The organism is Leptolyngbya sp. O-77 (assembly GCF_001548395.1).
In the GTDB taxonomy this organism is placed as follows: Bacteria; Cyanobacteriota; Cyanobacteriia; order Elainellales; family Elainellaceae; genus Thermoleptolyngbya.
In genome coordinates, this window is the sequence record NZ_AP017367.1 from 183,306 (window position 1) to 197,616 (window position 14,311).

Annotated in this window: 11 protein-coding genes; 7 read left to right on the forward strand and 4 right to left on the reverse strand. The window is 53.4% G+C overall.

The window, feature by feature from the left end:
* The first annotated feature begins 82 nt into the window (after positions 1–82).
* The 3 genes from O77CONTIG1_RS00870 to O77CONTIG1_RS00880 all read left to right on the forward strand — a co-directional run bounded on the left by O77CONTIG1_RS00870 (position 83) and on the right by O77CONTIG1_RS00880 (position 2,362).
* Positions 83–328, forward strand: a complete 246-nt coding sequence (locus tag O77CONTIG1_RS00870; RefSeq protein ID WP_068507294.1) for a hypothetical protein — start codon at positions 83–85, stop codon at positions 326–328.
* A 263-nt stretch (positions 329–591) separates the two neighbouring features.
* Positions 592–1,239 carry a PD-(D/E)XK nuclease family protein gene (locus O77CONTIG1_RS00875; protein ID WP_225894660.1) on the forward strand — a complete coding sequence of 216 codons (648 nt, stop codon included), beginning with the start codon at positions 592–594 and terminating at the stop codon, positions 1,237–1,239.
* Positions 1,240–1,765: 526 nt separating this feature from the next.
* Positions 1,766–2,362: a Crp/Fnr family transcriptional regulator gene (locus O77CONTIG1_RS00880; RefSeq protein WP_084781964.1), complete on the forward strand. Its 597-nt coding sequence runs from the start codon at positions 1,766–1,768 to the stop codon at positions 2,360–2,362.
* A 17-nt stretch (positions 2,363–2,379) separates the two neighbouring features.
* Here the strand turns inward: O77CONTIG1_RS00880 and O77CONTIG1_RS00885 are convergent, their stop codons facing one another.
* From O77CONTIG1_RS00885 to O77CONTIG1_RS00900, 4 genes are all read right to left on the reverse strand, one after another.
* Positions 2,380–3,039, reverse strand: a complete 660-nt coding sequence (locus O77CONTIG1_RS00885) for a hypothetical protein (protein ID WP_068507296.1) — start codon at positions 3,037–3,039, stop codon at positions 2,380–2,382.
* A gap of 223 nt (positions 3,040–3,262) precedes the next feature.
* Positions 3,263–4,927 carry a PAS domain-containing protein gene (locus tag O77CONTIG1_RS23170; RefSeq protein WP_084781965.1) on the reverse strand — a complete coding sequence of 555 codons (1,665 nt, stop codon included), beginning with the start codon at positions 4,925–4,927 and terminating at the stop codon, positions 3,263–3,265.
* 39 nt (positions 4,928–4,966) lie between these two features.
* Positions 4,967–5,506, reverse strand: coding sequence for a nucleoside 2-deoxyribosyltransferase (locus tag O77CONTIG1_RS00895; RefSeq protein WP_068507298.1), 540 nt, complete (start codon positions 5,504–5,506; stop codon positions 4,967–4,969).
* Positions 5,507–5,618: 112 nt separating this feature from the next.
* On the reverse strand, positions 5,619–6,890 hold the full coding sequence (locus O77CONTIG1_RS00900) for a NupC/NupG family nucleoside CNT transporter (RefSeq protein ID WP_068507300.1): 1,272 nt from the start codon (positions 6,888–6,890) through the stop codon (positions 5,619–5,621).
* A gap of 463 nt (positions 6,891–7,353) precedes the next feature.
* Here O77CONTIG1_RS00900 and O77CONTIG1_RS00905 point away from each other — a divergent pair, with 463 nt between their 5' ends.
* The 4 genes from O77CONTIG1_RS00905 to tadA all read left to right on the forward strand — a co-directional run bounded on the left by O77CONTIG1_RS00905 (position 7,354) and on the right by tadA (position 14,298).
* Positions 7,354–9,174 carry an iron uptake porin gene (locus tag O77CONTIG1_RS00905; RefSeq protein ID WP_068507302.1) on the forward strand — a complete coding sequence of 607 codons (1,821 nt, stop codon included), beginning with the start codon at positions 7,354–7,356 and terminating at the stop codon, positions 9,172–9,174.
* Positions 9,175–9,848: 674 nt separating this feature from the next.
* On the forward strand, positions 9,849–10,337 hold the full coding sequence (locus O77CONTIG1_RS00910; protein ID WP_068507304.1) for a response regulator: 489 nt from the start codon (positions 9,849–9,851) through the stop codon (positions 10,335–10,337).
* 1,211 nt (positions 10,338–11,548) lie between these two features.
* Positions 11,549–13,792, forward strand: coding sequence for a GAF domain-containing protein (locus tag O77CONTIG1_RS00915; protein ID WP_068507306.1), 2,244 nt, complete (start codon positions 11,549–11,551; stop codon positions 13,790–13,792).
* Positions 13,793–13,794: 2 nt separating this feature from the next.
* A complete protein-coding gene (gene tadA, locus O77CONTIG1_RS00920; protein ID WP_068507308.1) occupies positions 13,795–14,298 on the forward strand; it encodes a tRNA adenosine(34) deaminase TadA in 504 nt (167 codons plus the stop codon).
* Positions 14,299–14,311: the final 13 nt, after the last annotated feature.

Consider the following 14,311-nt stretch of genomic DNA (forward strand, 5'->3'; position numbering starts at 1 on the left):
ATGTTTGTAAATACAAACATTTGGAGTAAGATGATGTTTGTGTTTACAAACACTCTGCAAAGCACGAGAAGGAACTAACCGCATGAGCAAACCGCTTTTTAATGCTGAAGAATCCCTGAAGCAGTCCGAAAACATCGGATCGCAACCCTCAAAACCGCTTTACAACAGGATGATTTTGGTTGGCGCACCGGACTGGGTGAGCGGCACGATCGCCCGCCTGCACAGCGCTGGCATTGCCCATGTCCGGGACTGGAGCCGTTTAGTGCCTACGCAACATCCAGGTGAAGTGATGAGCCTTTTGCAAAGACTGCGCTGCATAAGTGACTAAAGGCAACTGTGCAGCGAAAGGAAGACCGTGCGATCGCCCCAGATAATTGCCGCCCCGGATAATTGCCGCCCCAGATAATTGCCGCCCCGGATAATTGCCGCCCCGGATAATTGCCGCCCCGGATATTTGCCGCTATTTGCCGCTCCTGAATCATTAAGGTTCCGGTTTAAGGGCGATCGCGCTCCTGCCCAGCTTCAGGGTTTAGACGGGCTAAGATCGGTTCGACGGGCAATTTGACGAACGGCGTCTACAAGAATTCTGTCGTGGCAAAGCGGGCGAGGCGGGGCTATCTGGTCGATGCGGCGGGGCGATCGCTGCCCAGCGTCAGCACGATCCTCAACGCCACCAAGCCGCCAGAGGCAAGAGAGGCGCTGGCAAAATGGCGCGATCGCCTGGGGGCAGAGGAGGCAGGACGCATCGCCATCGCCGCCAGCCGCCGGGGCAGCCAGACCCACGCCCACATCCGCCGCTATCTGGCAGGCGAACATCCCACCTGTCCCGACGCAGTGCGCCCCTACTGGGAAAGCCTGGAGCCGATTGTGGCAGAAATCCAGAACGTGCGGCTGCTAGAAGCGCCCGTGTTTCACTATGACCTGGGCTATGCGGGCAAAGTGGACTGCGTCGCCAGCTATCGCGGCGTGCCCTGCGTGCTGGACTGGAAGACGGGCGATCGCCCCAAGGGCAGTATCGAGCGGCTGTATGACGGGCCGCTGCAACTGGCAGCCTACTGCGGCGCGGTGAACCATTACTGCGAAGCCGAGAAGATTTACATCCGCGAAGCCATGCTGGTGGTGGCTATTCCCCACCAGCCCGCCGAAGTGTTTCGGTTTGAACCGGGGGCGATCGCCCAATACTGGGGCCAGTGGCAGCGGCGCGTAGGGGAATACTATCGGCGCATGGGGTCGAGATAGCCGAAAAATAGCGGCGATCGCCCTTCCGCAAAGAGCATGAATTAATGATGTACTCGCCAGCACTTTATCTAATTGCTTAAGTGTTGAACACTTGAATAGATCAGTGTGTACACCTGCCAACCGAAAATTTACGGAAAGACCTTGAGACAGGATTACTTCAAGTTGATATTTTGCTAGACAAATTTCACTTTTCTGCTCAGTATTGAGACTATTCTCAATTAGAAGAGAATGGCAAATCCGTAAAATTGCGGATATACTCAGGGAGGAGCGAGCGCCCAAAAGGTTTGGTATTAGACCTCTTTAGGTCTATTTTGTTCAACAACTTATGTTTTTTTAATTTTCTCTTTTTTTGTGCCGATTTACGAACTTTTTCTAGCGCATACTGAGCAGGGCTATGTAGAGAGGTCAGTCTATGCAGAAGGGGGTGGGGGGCATTTGCCGATTGAGAGTTGAAGCGTAGTATTGTTTGAGCCGATGGTAAAGCTTTTCAAAAAGTAAATTTACGACTTTATGGCTGTGGTGAACAATGATTCAAAATGCAACTGTTTCCACTCACGACGCTCCCTCGATAGGGGAACCCGCGCTCCAGCTTGTTTCATCAGTTCGCTCGTTTCAGCGCAAAGATTTGCTTCCGCTTGAGCCGGATAGTGTTTGGTCGATTGAGCAAGGAATTGTGCGAACGCTGACTTGGGATGAGGAAGGACGCACGATTGGGCTAGGCTTTTGGGGACAAGGGGATGTGCTGGGTTTGCCGCTATCGCCGATTTCGCCTTACCAGGCCGAATGCATCACCTCCGTCAAGGTGGCGAAACTGTCGCTCGATAGTCGGCATCTCCAGGAAGGACTGATCCGCCGCGCCCGCAAGAGCGAAGAGCTACTGACAATCGTCCATCAGCCCTCGGTGGTGATGCGACTGTTGCAGCTTTTGGAATGGCTAGCGGCACACTTTGGTCAATCGGTTCCAGGTGGGCGATCGCTCGACGTGCTGCTAACCCATCAAGAACTCGCAGAAACCATCAGCACCACCCGCGTCACCGTGACTCGCCTGCTGAGCCAGCTAGAACAAGAGGGCAAAATCGAGCGATCGCAGCGCAACCTGACGCTATTAGTGCCCAACTCCTAAGGAACTGCATCCCAGGGCTATTGCAGAGAAAACGGAGATTGCACCGTCAGGCTCAGATCGGTGCGGGGTTCCACCACCAGCACCTCGACTCGGCGATTCCGGCGAATCAGCAGTTCAGCCGCCGCACCAATGCCTGCGCCTGCCAGCACCTCTACGACCTGCACACTGCCAAACACTTCCGCTAGCACGGCTGCTGCCGCTGCGCCAATTGCTGCACCCCGCAATACGTCAGGGCGATTACGGCGGGTGATGGTTTCTCGCTTTGTGATTCGGTTGGAAGTCGCGTCTAGCGGGATTTCGCGGGTGCTTCCGGCCGGAATGACTGAGCGAGCAAAGAACTGAGTCCCTCCGTCCACCGGGCGCAGTTCGCCCTTGATTTCGCTGCCCGCCCGCAGCATCACCGTGCCGCTGGGGGTTCGCACGTCGCTGGTCAAGGTCAGTGTTAAGGGCGCAGTTTCCGTTGGCAGCACCACTACTCTCTCTGCACCGCTGTAGGCCACCGGAAGCACCGTGCCCGCAGGCAGCCCCACTCGCGCTGGATTAGAGAAGACCTGAGCAAGCTGAATCGGCTGAGCCACCGCACGCTGCGAAGTCCACACAGGCAGCAGCGAAGTTGCGGTCATGCCAACTGCCAGCAGCAGCGCAGCTTTTGAGCGGTATTGATAGTGCTTAAGCATTGCCCGATTCCTCGAAACGAGTCCGTCAGATGCAGTTGACTCGTCTTGGCACAGGGAGGTTCCCCCAATGGAAAAAGTCTCAAGGTATAGCAAAACAGAAGGGATGCTAGGGTGGCTCGGAGTTTGGGGCGATCGCCACGTCCCGCCATATCGTTCTCGTTCCGCTATATCAATCTCCCAGCGAGATTACCCGCGGAGATTAATCAGGATATCAATCGTGGTATCAATCATCCAAATAGCGCAAAGACTCAGCCTCTTCCAAAATCTTTTGAAAATAATCGGTTTGGACGATCTCTGCGACTTCCTGGGCCCGCCTAGACTGGTCGATTTGAATTTCGAGCTGCTCTAGCTGGCGTTTCAGTTCCTCTTCCTTGCGCTTGCGCTCAGTCACGTCTTGCACGATCCCTTCGTAATAGAGCAGGGTGCCGCCGCTGTCATAAACGGCACGAGCATCCATTGCCGTCCAGATAATGCTGCCGTCTTTGCAATAGCTACGAAACTCAAAACCCTTTAAAAAGCCCTGGGTCGCCAGGATCGCCTTCACTTGCAGACGGAGGGACGGCTCAACATACATCTGTTCGCCAATGTTGGTAATGCTAGCGATCATGTCAGCGGGCGAATCGTAGCCATAAATTCTCGCCATTGCCGGGTTGATAGTGATCAACCGTCCCTCTGGCGTGGACTGAAAGATGCCTTCTAGCGCGTTTTCAAAAATGCTGCGATAGTTCTCTTCGGCAATTCGCAGGGCTTCTTCCTGGCGCTTGCGCTCGGTGATGTTGCGAATAATGACCAGCACTTCGTCTGGGCCCGTTACCACTACCCGCACTTCTTCAAACTCAAGCTTCCCATTGATCTCAATTTGCTGTTCATAAAACTGGTACTTACCCGTTTGGAGGGCCAGTCGAATGTAGCGCATCCGCAACTCTGCCAAATCAGGGGGCATGAGTTCATACACAGTGCTTTTGCCCGGAACCATTTTGTCTTTGTTCAGCACTGGGTAGCGATCGCCATTGGCCAGTTCCAGATGGGTGCCGTCTCCCCGCATTCGGATCAGCAAATCGGGAATTGCCTCAATCAGCGCTCGGTTTTTCGCTTCACTTTGGCGCAGGGCGGCTTCGGAGCGTTTGCGCTCGGTGATGTTGCGAATAATGACCAGCACCTCGTCTGGCCCGGTGGCCACTAGGCGCACCTCTTCAGACTGGATCTGCCCGTTAACTTCGATGTCCTGCTCATAGAACTGAATCTGTCCCGTCTGGAGCGCCTGACGAATGTAGTGCATCCGCTGCTCGGCTAGCTCGTAGGGCATAAGGTCATAAACGTTGGCATTTCCAGCAACTAGCGCATCTAGCTCTAGAACCGAGTAGCCATCGCTGTTGGCAATGTCTAAATGAGTGCCATCACCTCGGAAATGCATCAGAAAATCGGGAATTGCCCGAAGAATAGCCCATTTGTCGGCTTCGCTGCGGCGCAGAGAGTCTTCCGCAAGCTTGCGTTCGGTGATGTCTTGGGCGATGCAGACGATATTGCCATCGGTCATCTGCGATAGGGCAAGGGCTTGCGGATAGGTTGTGCTGTCTCGCCGCTGGGCGATCGCCTCGCCAATCCAACTGCCTGCCTGAAGGCACTGCGGCAAAATCTCTTGCTCAAGCCGCTGCTGGTCTTCTGGGGTGTAGAGGAGGGGCCAGCATTGCCCAATCAAGTCTTCGCAGTCGTGGTATCCATAAAGGTCAGCGCAGGCAGGATTGGCGTAAAGAATGTGCCCGTTGCGGCGAAAAATGGCAATTCCGTAAATCGTTGCTTCGAGGGCACCAAGCTGCTGTTCGGGCGTGGCCCGAGAGGGATGAGGCGCAGGCCGATCCTGCGGGCGATCGCTATGTTCAAGATCCATAGATGCCACAAAGAATCAGCGAAACCCATATCCTCAAAGCTAACTCAAAAGCTTTGCTGCGGCTAGCTGAATCACGGCTTCAAACACACTCAGGTCGGTGTAATAGCTCGCTGCATCCACCAGTTTGCCCTGAAAGTTCCCATTGCTAGTATAGATTGCTCCCTCCAGCATCAGGTTGTCGTGCATTCCAAACTGTTCGACAAACAGGTTGTTTTCGTCGCGTTCGGGCGTTGGCTGAGGCACGCGATCGCCATACAGCCGCCCGTCATTGCTATAGCCAAACACAGGCTTGCCCTGCGCCGCCATATAGCCCATTTCAAACGCCGTGCCTACGTCCATGCTAGGGCCCCGAAACGGGGTCATGTTGGCCACGATCAGGTCACAGCGATCCATCAATTGAATGTTGCTTTTGTAAATCGCCAGCCCCGCTTCAACGGGGGTCAACCCCGCTAAATCCAGCGCACTGTCAAACGGAAACTGACCGACAAAGCCATACTTTGCACAAATTTCTTTCTTGGCTCGCGCTGCTTCCAGTGGTTCTGGCAAGAAAACATCGGGCCCAGCGAGGTAGACGTTCATAGAAAGGAGTTAGGGTCTTGGGAGTGGAAGGAACATGAAGCATCATGCAAGTCGGGCGATGAGATGAGGAGATTCGGTCAGTCCATCCCCCCATCGCCCCGTCACGCTAGCATCAGGTCAACAGGCCGGCGATCGCCGCGCTGACAAAGTTGGTAAACGAGCCTGCGATCATAGCGCGAACCCCTAGGCGGGCCACGTCGTCGCGGCGACTGGGCACCATGCCGCCAATCACGCCGATTTGCTGACCGATAGACCCCAGGTTGGCAAAGCCGCAGAGGGCAAAAGTGGCGATCGTTGCTGCGCGGGCCCCGATAGCGCTGTTGCTCATAGCTTCTGCCAGATCGGTGTAGGCAATGAATTCATTCAGAATAATTTTCTTGCCCAAAAACACGGCGACATTGGCACAGTCGGCAATCGGTACGCCCATGATGAACGCCAGCGGAAACAGCAGATAAGACAGCAAAAATTCCATCGAAAGCTGGGGCACACCAATCAGCCCGCCCAGCCAACCCAAGAAAGCATTAATTGCCGCAATCAGCGCTAGAAACGCAATCAAAATCGCCATGATGGCTAATACCAACTGGATGCCCTGAATCGCCCCATCGGCGATCGCCCCAATCGGATCTTTTGCTGTAGAAGCAGCTTCGGGCGGAATGAGCACCTCTTCCTCGCCTGCTTCTTTACGAGCAATTTCGTCTTCCTTTAGCTCCTCATCTAAAACAGAATCATAGGAAAATTTTCCAGTCTGTGGAAAAAACACCTTTGACATCGCCAAAGCACCCGGCGCATTCATCACCGAAGCAGCAATCAACTGCTCTGGATTAATACCAAACGAAATATAAGCAGCCAGCACACCGCCCGCCACCGTCGCAAAGCCGCCCGTCATAATAGCGTGCAGTTCCGACAGCGTGACGCGCCCCACAAAGGGCTTGATCATTAGCGGCGCTTCGGTTTGCCCGATGAAAATATTGGCAGCGCAAGACGTTGTTTCAGGGCCAGAAGTTCGCATGGTGCGACGCATCAATCCGGCGATCGCCCCCACAACTTTCTGCATGACACCCAGGTAATACAAAAGCCCAATCACCCCAGAGAAAAAGATCACCGTGGGCATCACCTTAAAGGCAAAGAAATGCTCCCGAAAATCAGCCCCAAAAACGAACTCCGCACCCGCATCTGCAAAGTTTAAAAATCCCGTAACCAAATCGCCAATAAACTTGAAAATTTGATAGCCAATTGGCAGCTTCAGCACAAACAAACCCATCAAAAACTGAAGCAAAAAACCAATCGCAACAGTTCGCCAGTTAATAGCCCGACGATTGACAGAAAACAGATACGCTAAACCAAAAAATATAAGAATCCCAATCAGTGAAATCGCGCGTTCCATAGACACTCCCTATCAAGCTTTTCTGAGAGAACCGATAGCGGCACCTCTCGCAAATATAAAAAAACGAGCTTTACTAAACGAAAAACCAAGTGCTAAGTGCATGCTGCATACAGCATTTTTGAAGCTAGTGAGGCACACGGATGGTCAATAAGCCCTTGCCTCGTGAGGGCAGCGTGTGCCTCACCCCGCAAGAAAATGCTGTAGCATCTCTGCGGCATACGCACGACGCTTTGTGCTGCATATAACCTGGCGCTGTCTGCATGAGGAGTACGCCCAAAAGTATCAGGTTGACTTGACCCGGAGTGTATAAACCAAAGCTTTTCTATAGAAAGTCGTGCCGGAGAGGAAAGTCATTCAGATAGCGGCATGGGCCGACGGCGGGATCAATACATTGGGAAGGCATTCGGATTTTGCAATTTGGGCGTTTCTACGTCTGGTTGTTCCGTTTGGTTGTGAGGAGAGCATGAGATCAAAGTTTGAAAAGTTTAAGTTGAATCATTTTGCAGCAGAGGTTAAGCAAACCAGAGGACATCGGTCGCAAATCCAGCCATTGCCACCTCAGTCCCTCTGGCAAGCGCTGATACTGGGTGTGGCGCTGATGGCTGGGGGCATGGTGTGGCAAGGGTTGGGGGCGTTGGCGCTAGCCTCGCAGAGCAATATCCCCAACGCCTCCGAACTTCCAGTCTCCGAACTCCCAGCAAGCGAACTCGCTGGAACCAATCTGTCCGAACCCAGCCTGGACACTCCGGCAGGTGCCGTCCGCTTGACCACACTCGACCAGCTTTCGGAATATGGCGGCGAAAACCGAGGCGACGGCAACATGGCCCAGTTCACGTCTGTCACCGAGTTTTCTGACGTTAGCCCTGGCGACTGGGCCTACGAAGCCCTCGCCTATCTCGCAAATTCTGAGAGCCAGGGTGGTTTGGACTGTCTGGAGGGCTACCCCAACGGCACCTACCTGGGCGGACGAGCCATGACCCGCTACGAATTCGCCGCAGGTCTAGCTTCCTGTCTGGATGCAGTCGTGGGGCGACTGGAAAACCTCGATCCCGAAGCCCTAGCCCGCATCGAAGCGCTCCAGCGGGAGTTTGCATCTGAACTTGCTGTCCTGCGCGGCCGGGTCGATGCCCTCGAAGCCGCTGTCGAAGAACTGGAAGCCAACCAGTTTTCCACCACCACCACCCTCTTTGGTGAAACCATCTTCTCCATTGCCGACATTTTTGGCAGCAACGTAGACGATGCCAATAGCACTGTCTTCCAGGCCCGCGTCCGCCTCAACTTCAATACCAGCTTCACAGGTCAGGATCTGCTGAATACCCGCCTCCAGTTCTCCAACCTGGAGTTTTTTAACCTTGGAGACAACGAACTACCCGACAGTTTCACAGTTGGCAATGTTGTGCCGATGGCGACGTTTCCCAACCCCTACTTGCGGCAAACTTCGCCCTACTATTTCTTTGGCACTAACCGCTTCGACGTAACCCGCCTGTTCTATGCTTTTCCGGTAGGGAACCTGCGCGTCACGCTGGCGGCTACGGGCACAGGCATTACCGATATCGTCTCTAGCATTAGCCCCATCGATGCAGGTGGCTATGGCTCCATTAGTTTCCTGGCCTATAACCCCATCTACGATGCGGGTGCGCCCAGTTCTGGTATTGGTTTAACCTACGACTTTAGCGACACCTTCCAGATTGGGGTGGGTTACCTAACTGGCTTTGGTCAGGGCAATCCGTCTCCTGGCTTTGGGCTGTTCAATGGGGGCTATTCTCTGTTTGGACAACTCACCTTCCGGCCGGGGCCCCTGTCGATTGGTCTGATCTATCTCAACGGGTATAACAACCTGGAGTCGAGCGGTTTGCCCGCCGCCGTGACCAACCAATACGGCATTACCATCAACTACGCGCTGTCGGATACCTTCAACATCGGAGCTTGGTTTAACTATGAAGACGGCATCCTGATTGGAACGGCGGATTATCGCTCGGTGGCCTATGCGGGCTATCTGGCGATTAATGACTTGGGCGGGCCCAATAACCAGCTTGTTCTGGCAGCAGGGGTGCCGCCTCGCATTTCTGATTACGAGATCGGCAGCACTCGCATCGGCGCGTTTATTGACGATGCTGCGTTTTCGGCAGAGCTTTCGTACCGCATTAGCTTTAGCGACAATATCTCGCTGACTCCGGGCATCATCTGGACGGCTGACCCCGGCAACAACAACAACGACAATATAGCGACACTTTTCTGGGTGTGCTTCGCACGACGTTCTATTTCTAGTCCGTTCGCAAGCTGACCGCTCTGATTCTCACTCTGCAAATTGTCTGGCTCAGAGTTGAGGTGATAGTTTCATTCCTGCTGCATTCGTGCAGACCTAGGCAACTCGTTCAACAACTCGTTCAACAACTCGTTCAACAACTCGTTCAGAGCGTTTGCAGCATCGGCTGTTAGCAAAAATTTGTGCGTATCATAAAGGGTCTTTTTGAGGATCTTGTTCAGCAAGATTCACGAAAAGGTTCTTTTTTTGGTTCTATTTTTGACTATTTTTGAACAATGAATAATAGATGAATTAGCAGGTGGGTTTTGGGGCGATCGCCCTTGTCCAAGTAGTCGATTAGGCATTCGTTTGGTGTGCCAATCGCCCTAATCAATCGGCCTTGATCAACAAAGCCCAATTTAGAAAAATCGCAACAGAGCCATGTGCTTTCTGAAACTTCAACTTTTATTAAAGAAGGGATTAAAAGTTCCTGTAAAGTCTTTGCTTTGGAATGAATACTGAATTAAATTGGATTGAGTAGTGTAAATATTAATACCTTAATTTAAGGATTTCCACTTAGGAAGGGATCAAGATCTGAACGCTGCATCTAACGCATAGGTGACTGACTCAATCTGCTCTAGTCGGTGTTTTCGCTTTATCTGCGATCGCGGGTGCGTCTCTTCTCTGTTTATCAATTTCGTTGCACTGCGCGTATGAATCCTCCTGAAATCGAATCGTCACGTTTACTTTTAGTCGAAGATGATCCCAATGATGTTGAACTGATCCGCCTTGCTCTGGAGACTGGCGGGCTGGCAGCCCCAATGGATGTAGTCAACGATGGAGAAGCAGCCTTGAACTATTTGCTCGGCGAGGCTCTGGACAATTCATTGGATGACGCTTCCCAATCCGCGGCGGCGCGTCCGCTGCCCCGCTTTGTGCTGCTGGATCTGAAACTCCCCCGCATCAACGGGATTCAGCTTTTGCAAAGGCTGCGATCGCACCCCCGTACTCGTCGCCTTGTCATCGTGGTCATGTCCTCTTCCCAAGAAGACCAAGATCTCAACGCCTGCTATGACCTGGGTGTCAATAGTTACATCGTGAAGCCCCAGGACTTCGAGCAATTTTCAGACGCGATTCAGCACATCAGTCACTACTGGATGCAGTTGAATTGTCCGCCGCTGCCCACTGCTTTGCCCTCTTGACTTCTCAGTAGTAGGAGGGCAAACCCCCACCATCCATCCCCATCCTGCTAATGGTTGTTTAGGGAGATGCATTAAATCTAGAATCCCCATATACTGAGTTATTCGCTTTACCAGCACAGCCAGATGAAACCATTGAAGGGGCGAGTTCTGCTTGAACCTGATTCCTGTTTTTGAAACGGACTCAAGCAATGAACGGGTTGCCGTAAGGCTGCGGCTACGCTGCTTACACTGCTGCTTTGAGTGGCGATTGAAATGGAATCAAGCTGGTTTTTAGCAGGCGTTCCCGTTTCGGCGATAGCACGGTTTACTGCTGGGTAAGCGGGCTATCAGGTGGCAGGTTCAGATCGAGATGAGAACATCGCAGAATACTAGGGCAAAACCTTCGGAGCAGGATGGACTCCTGCCAAAGAGTTGGCATTTGATGTGTTCTGCTGCTCCAGCTTTAGCAGCACAAGTGTTGAATCTTAAGATTTTGGCGGGTAGTGCCAAGTTGTGCGTTGGTGCTGGTGATACCGAATTGGTCTGACTATTGACCCCATTCTCATTAACAGAAGCTCAAACTCGCCAAAAATCTCCAGGTTTGTAAAGTTGTGTATCGAGATTCAACACTTCTGCTTTAGCAGATACAATGCTTTAGCAAATGAGTTTCGACTGGGTATGGGCCGATCATCAACTGCTTGATGTGGCATCGGGCAGAGCCGAAAAGGGCGATTTCGTAGCAAACGCAATGCGCCTTGTTAAGGTGGTCTACGGTTCAAACCGTTGAAATGACCGATTTGGCAGCGATTCAGGAACTGTCTATCAGGGCTTTTTACTGGATGCCGTATCCAGAAAGCTGGGCAGATAGATTTAGAATTCAAATCAGTTTTGAAGTCACTTCAATACTTTTTTAGTCAAGGCATTTTTCTCCTGCAAATGTCTTTCTCGAAGTGATTGTCTAAGGTTAAGCCTGAGATGTTTTATTTCAAAATCCTGCTCAATTTGCGTAAAAAGGACGCGATTGAGTGACTCAATTCCATTCAATTCCAAAACTTTTCAACCTCTTTATTGATTTGGATCTGCTGGCGTTTGGCAAGGGCGATCGACTGCGTTCGATCGGTTAGATTCAGCCAGATTGGATTAATCAGAAGCGCCTTTGGTTTTCGTCCCGTTGGTGAATTAAGCGGGCACGCAATTTTGGAAGTTGAACCCTATCGGAGAGAGCATCTACAATGCCGTCATCCCCCGAACTGCCGCTCAAACTGCTGCTGGTCGAAGATTCTGCAATGGATGCTGAACTGGTTGCGCTGACTCTAGAAGAGAGCGGCGTGCCGTTTACCTGTGACATTGTGGACTCGTTATCGACCTATCAACGGCGCGTGAACGAGCAAGACTATGACGCTATATTGGCCGACTATCGCCTACCGGGGTTTACAGCCTACGAGGCACTGGCGGCATTGCAGTCTGCGGGTCGGGATGTGCCGCTGATTTTGGTGACCGGGAGCTTGGGCGAAGAGGCCGCGGTGGACTGCATCAAGGCGGGCATGACGGACTATGTGATGAAAGATCGGCTGTTTCGGCTGCCAATGGTGCTGAGGCGATCGCTCCAGGAGTATGCCCTGCGCCGTCAAAAGCTGGCTGCTGACCAGCGGCTCCGGCAGCAGACCCGCCAAGTCGCCATCATGAACCAGGTGTTACGCAAAATGCGCGAAACGCTGGTATTGGACGATTTGATGCAGTCTACGATGGATCTCTTACATCGGGTGCTGGATGTGGATATCTGTGTGCTGTTAATGCAAGAGGATGTAGCTCAGCAGTCGAAGTTGCAAACTGTAATTGCCCGCTGCGTGAGCCAAGCTACCCCAGAGCGCGATCGCCTGCTGGGTAAAAAATTTGAATGCGGGTTTCAGCACTACTATGGCGATCGCCTGTTGCAGGGTCAGTCGATCGTGTTGTCCAGGATGCCGCTCGATTCCCCGGTCGATATTCTATCTGTTTCACAATCCTGGAAGATTCAGTCCACGCTGATTGTGCCGATGTTGTTTCAGCAAATCTATTTGGGGTCAATCGCGCTGCATCAGTGCCAGCGCCAGCGGAATTGGAGCCATGAAGAAGTGGACTTGGTAGAGGCGATCGCCGGACAGTTTGCCCTGGCAATTCACCAGGCACAGCTTTTTGAACAGGTACAGCAACAGGCCCAGCGAGAACAGTTTCTCAACCAGCTGGGGCAAACCCTTAATTCCAGCCTGGATCTGGATTTTATTTTGCAGGAACTGGTGCGACTGGCAGGGGAATATTTTGGCGTAGATCGGGTGGTGCTGCTGCGACATGAGGCAGAGTGGATTGTGCCCCAGACTGAGTGGCGAGCATCAGATGCGGTCATACCCAGCCTGGATTTGCCGCTGCCCATGCACGAATGGCAGGAATTTTTTCGACCTAGTGGGGACTATCTGACACAAAAGGTCTGGCACGCGCCCATCTTTCTCGAAGACCCGTGGGTGCAAAAGATTCCCAGCGCCCGCCAGCGAGGACAGACCAAGCACATCCAGTCTCTCCTCAGCACGCCGATTCTGATGCGCGGACAGCACTATGGAGAACTGGTGCTAGACTGCACCCAAACCCGCCGCACCTTTACAGCCGACGAAATCCAGCTTGTGCAACGGTTGGCAGACGCAACGGCGATCGCCCTCTTCAATGCCCAGAGCTATGAACGGCTGGAAAAGCTGGTTCAAGAGCGCACGCAGGAATTAGAACAAGAGAAGCGAATTTCAGAAGCCGCCAACCGCGCCAAGAGCGAATTCCTGACTCATATGAGCCATGAACTGCGAACCCCGCTAACGGGCATTTTGGGCTTCGCCGACATTCTCAATCGCCAACTCCACGGCCCCCTCAGCAGCCTCCAGCGGCAATATGTGGAAGGGATTCGCTCCTGTGGCGACCATCTGCTGGAGCTAATCAACGACCTGCTGGATTTATCTAAAATCGAAGCCGGACGCGAGGAACTGTTTTTTGAACCCGTTCTGGTTCAGGAAGTCTGCGATGCCTGCATGAGCATGGTGCAAGAAACCGCCCAAAAGCGGGGACTACGGCTGATTCTTGACATCGCCCAAGATGTTACCGTTTGCACAGCCGACAAACGCCGCCTCAAGCAAATCCTGTCGAACCTGTTGGCTAATGCAGTGAAGTTTACCGATGAAGGCTCGGTGACGCTAAAGGTATGGCAGCAGGCAAAAGCACTGCACTTTGCCGTAATCGACACGGGTATCGGCATTGCCCCGTCCGACCAGAGCCGCCTGTTTCAAGCCTTTCAGCAGCTCAACGGAGGGCTGAACCGGAGGTATGAAGGCACAGGGCTGGGGCTGGTGCTATCGAGCAAGCTGGCTCGACTGCACGGCGGCCAGATCACGGTATCGTCGGAACTGGGAAAAGGCAGTTGCTTTACGGTGATTCTGCCAGAGCAAATTCCATCCACCTAGCCATGATGGGCCTATCCGCACCATCTGAACCGTTTGAGTCAACCTACGATCGCCACTGTCGCTGGATGCAACGCGCGATCGCCCTAGCCGCCGCCGCCGGAAACGCAGGAGAAGTGCCCGTCGGCGCAGTTGTCGTCGCCCCAGACGATTCCCTAATCGCCACGGGGGAAAACCGCCGCGAACGCGACCAAGACCCCACCGCCCACGCCGAAGTTCTGGCGCTGCGTCAGGCAGGGCAACGCCTTGGCTCCTGGCGACTCGAAGACTGCACCCTCTACGTCACCCTAGAGCCGTGCCCGATGTGCGCTGGGGCGATCGCCCTCTCCCGCCTGGGAACCCTGGTCTACGGCGCAGACGACCCCAAAGCCGGAGCCATCCGCACCGTCCTCAACATTCCCGACAGCGCCGCCTCAAACCACAGTCCCAGAGTGCTATCGGGAGTTTTAGAAGCAGCGTGCCGAGCGCAGTTGCAGCAGTGGTTTGCCAAGCGGAGGGGGAATGGGTAGCCACGGAGAGGGA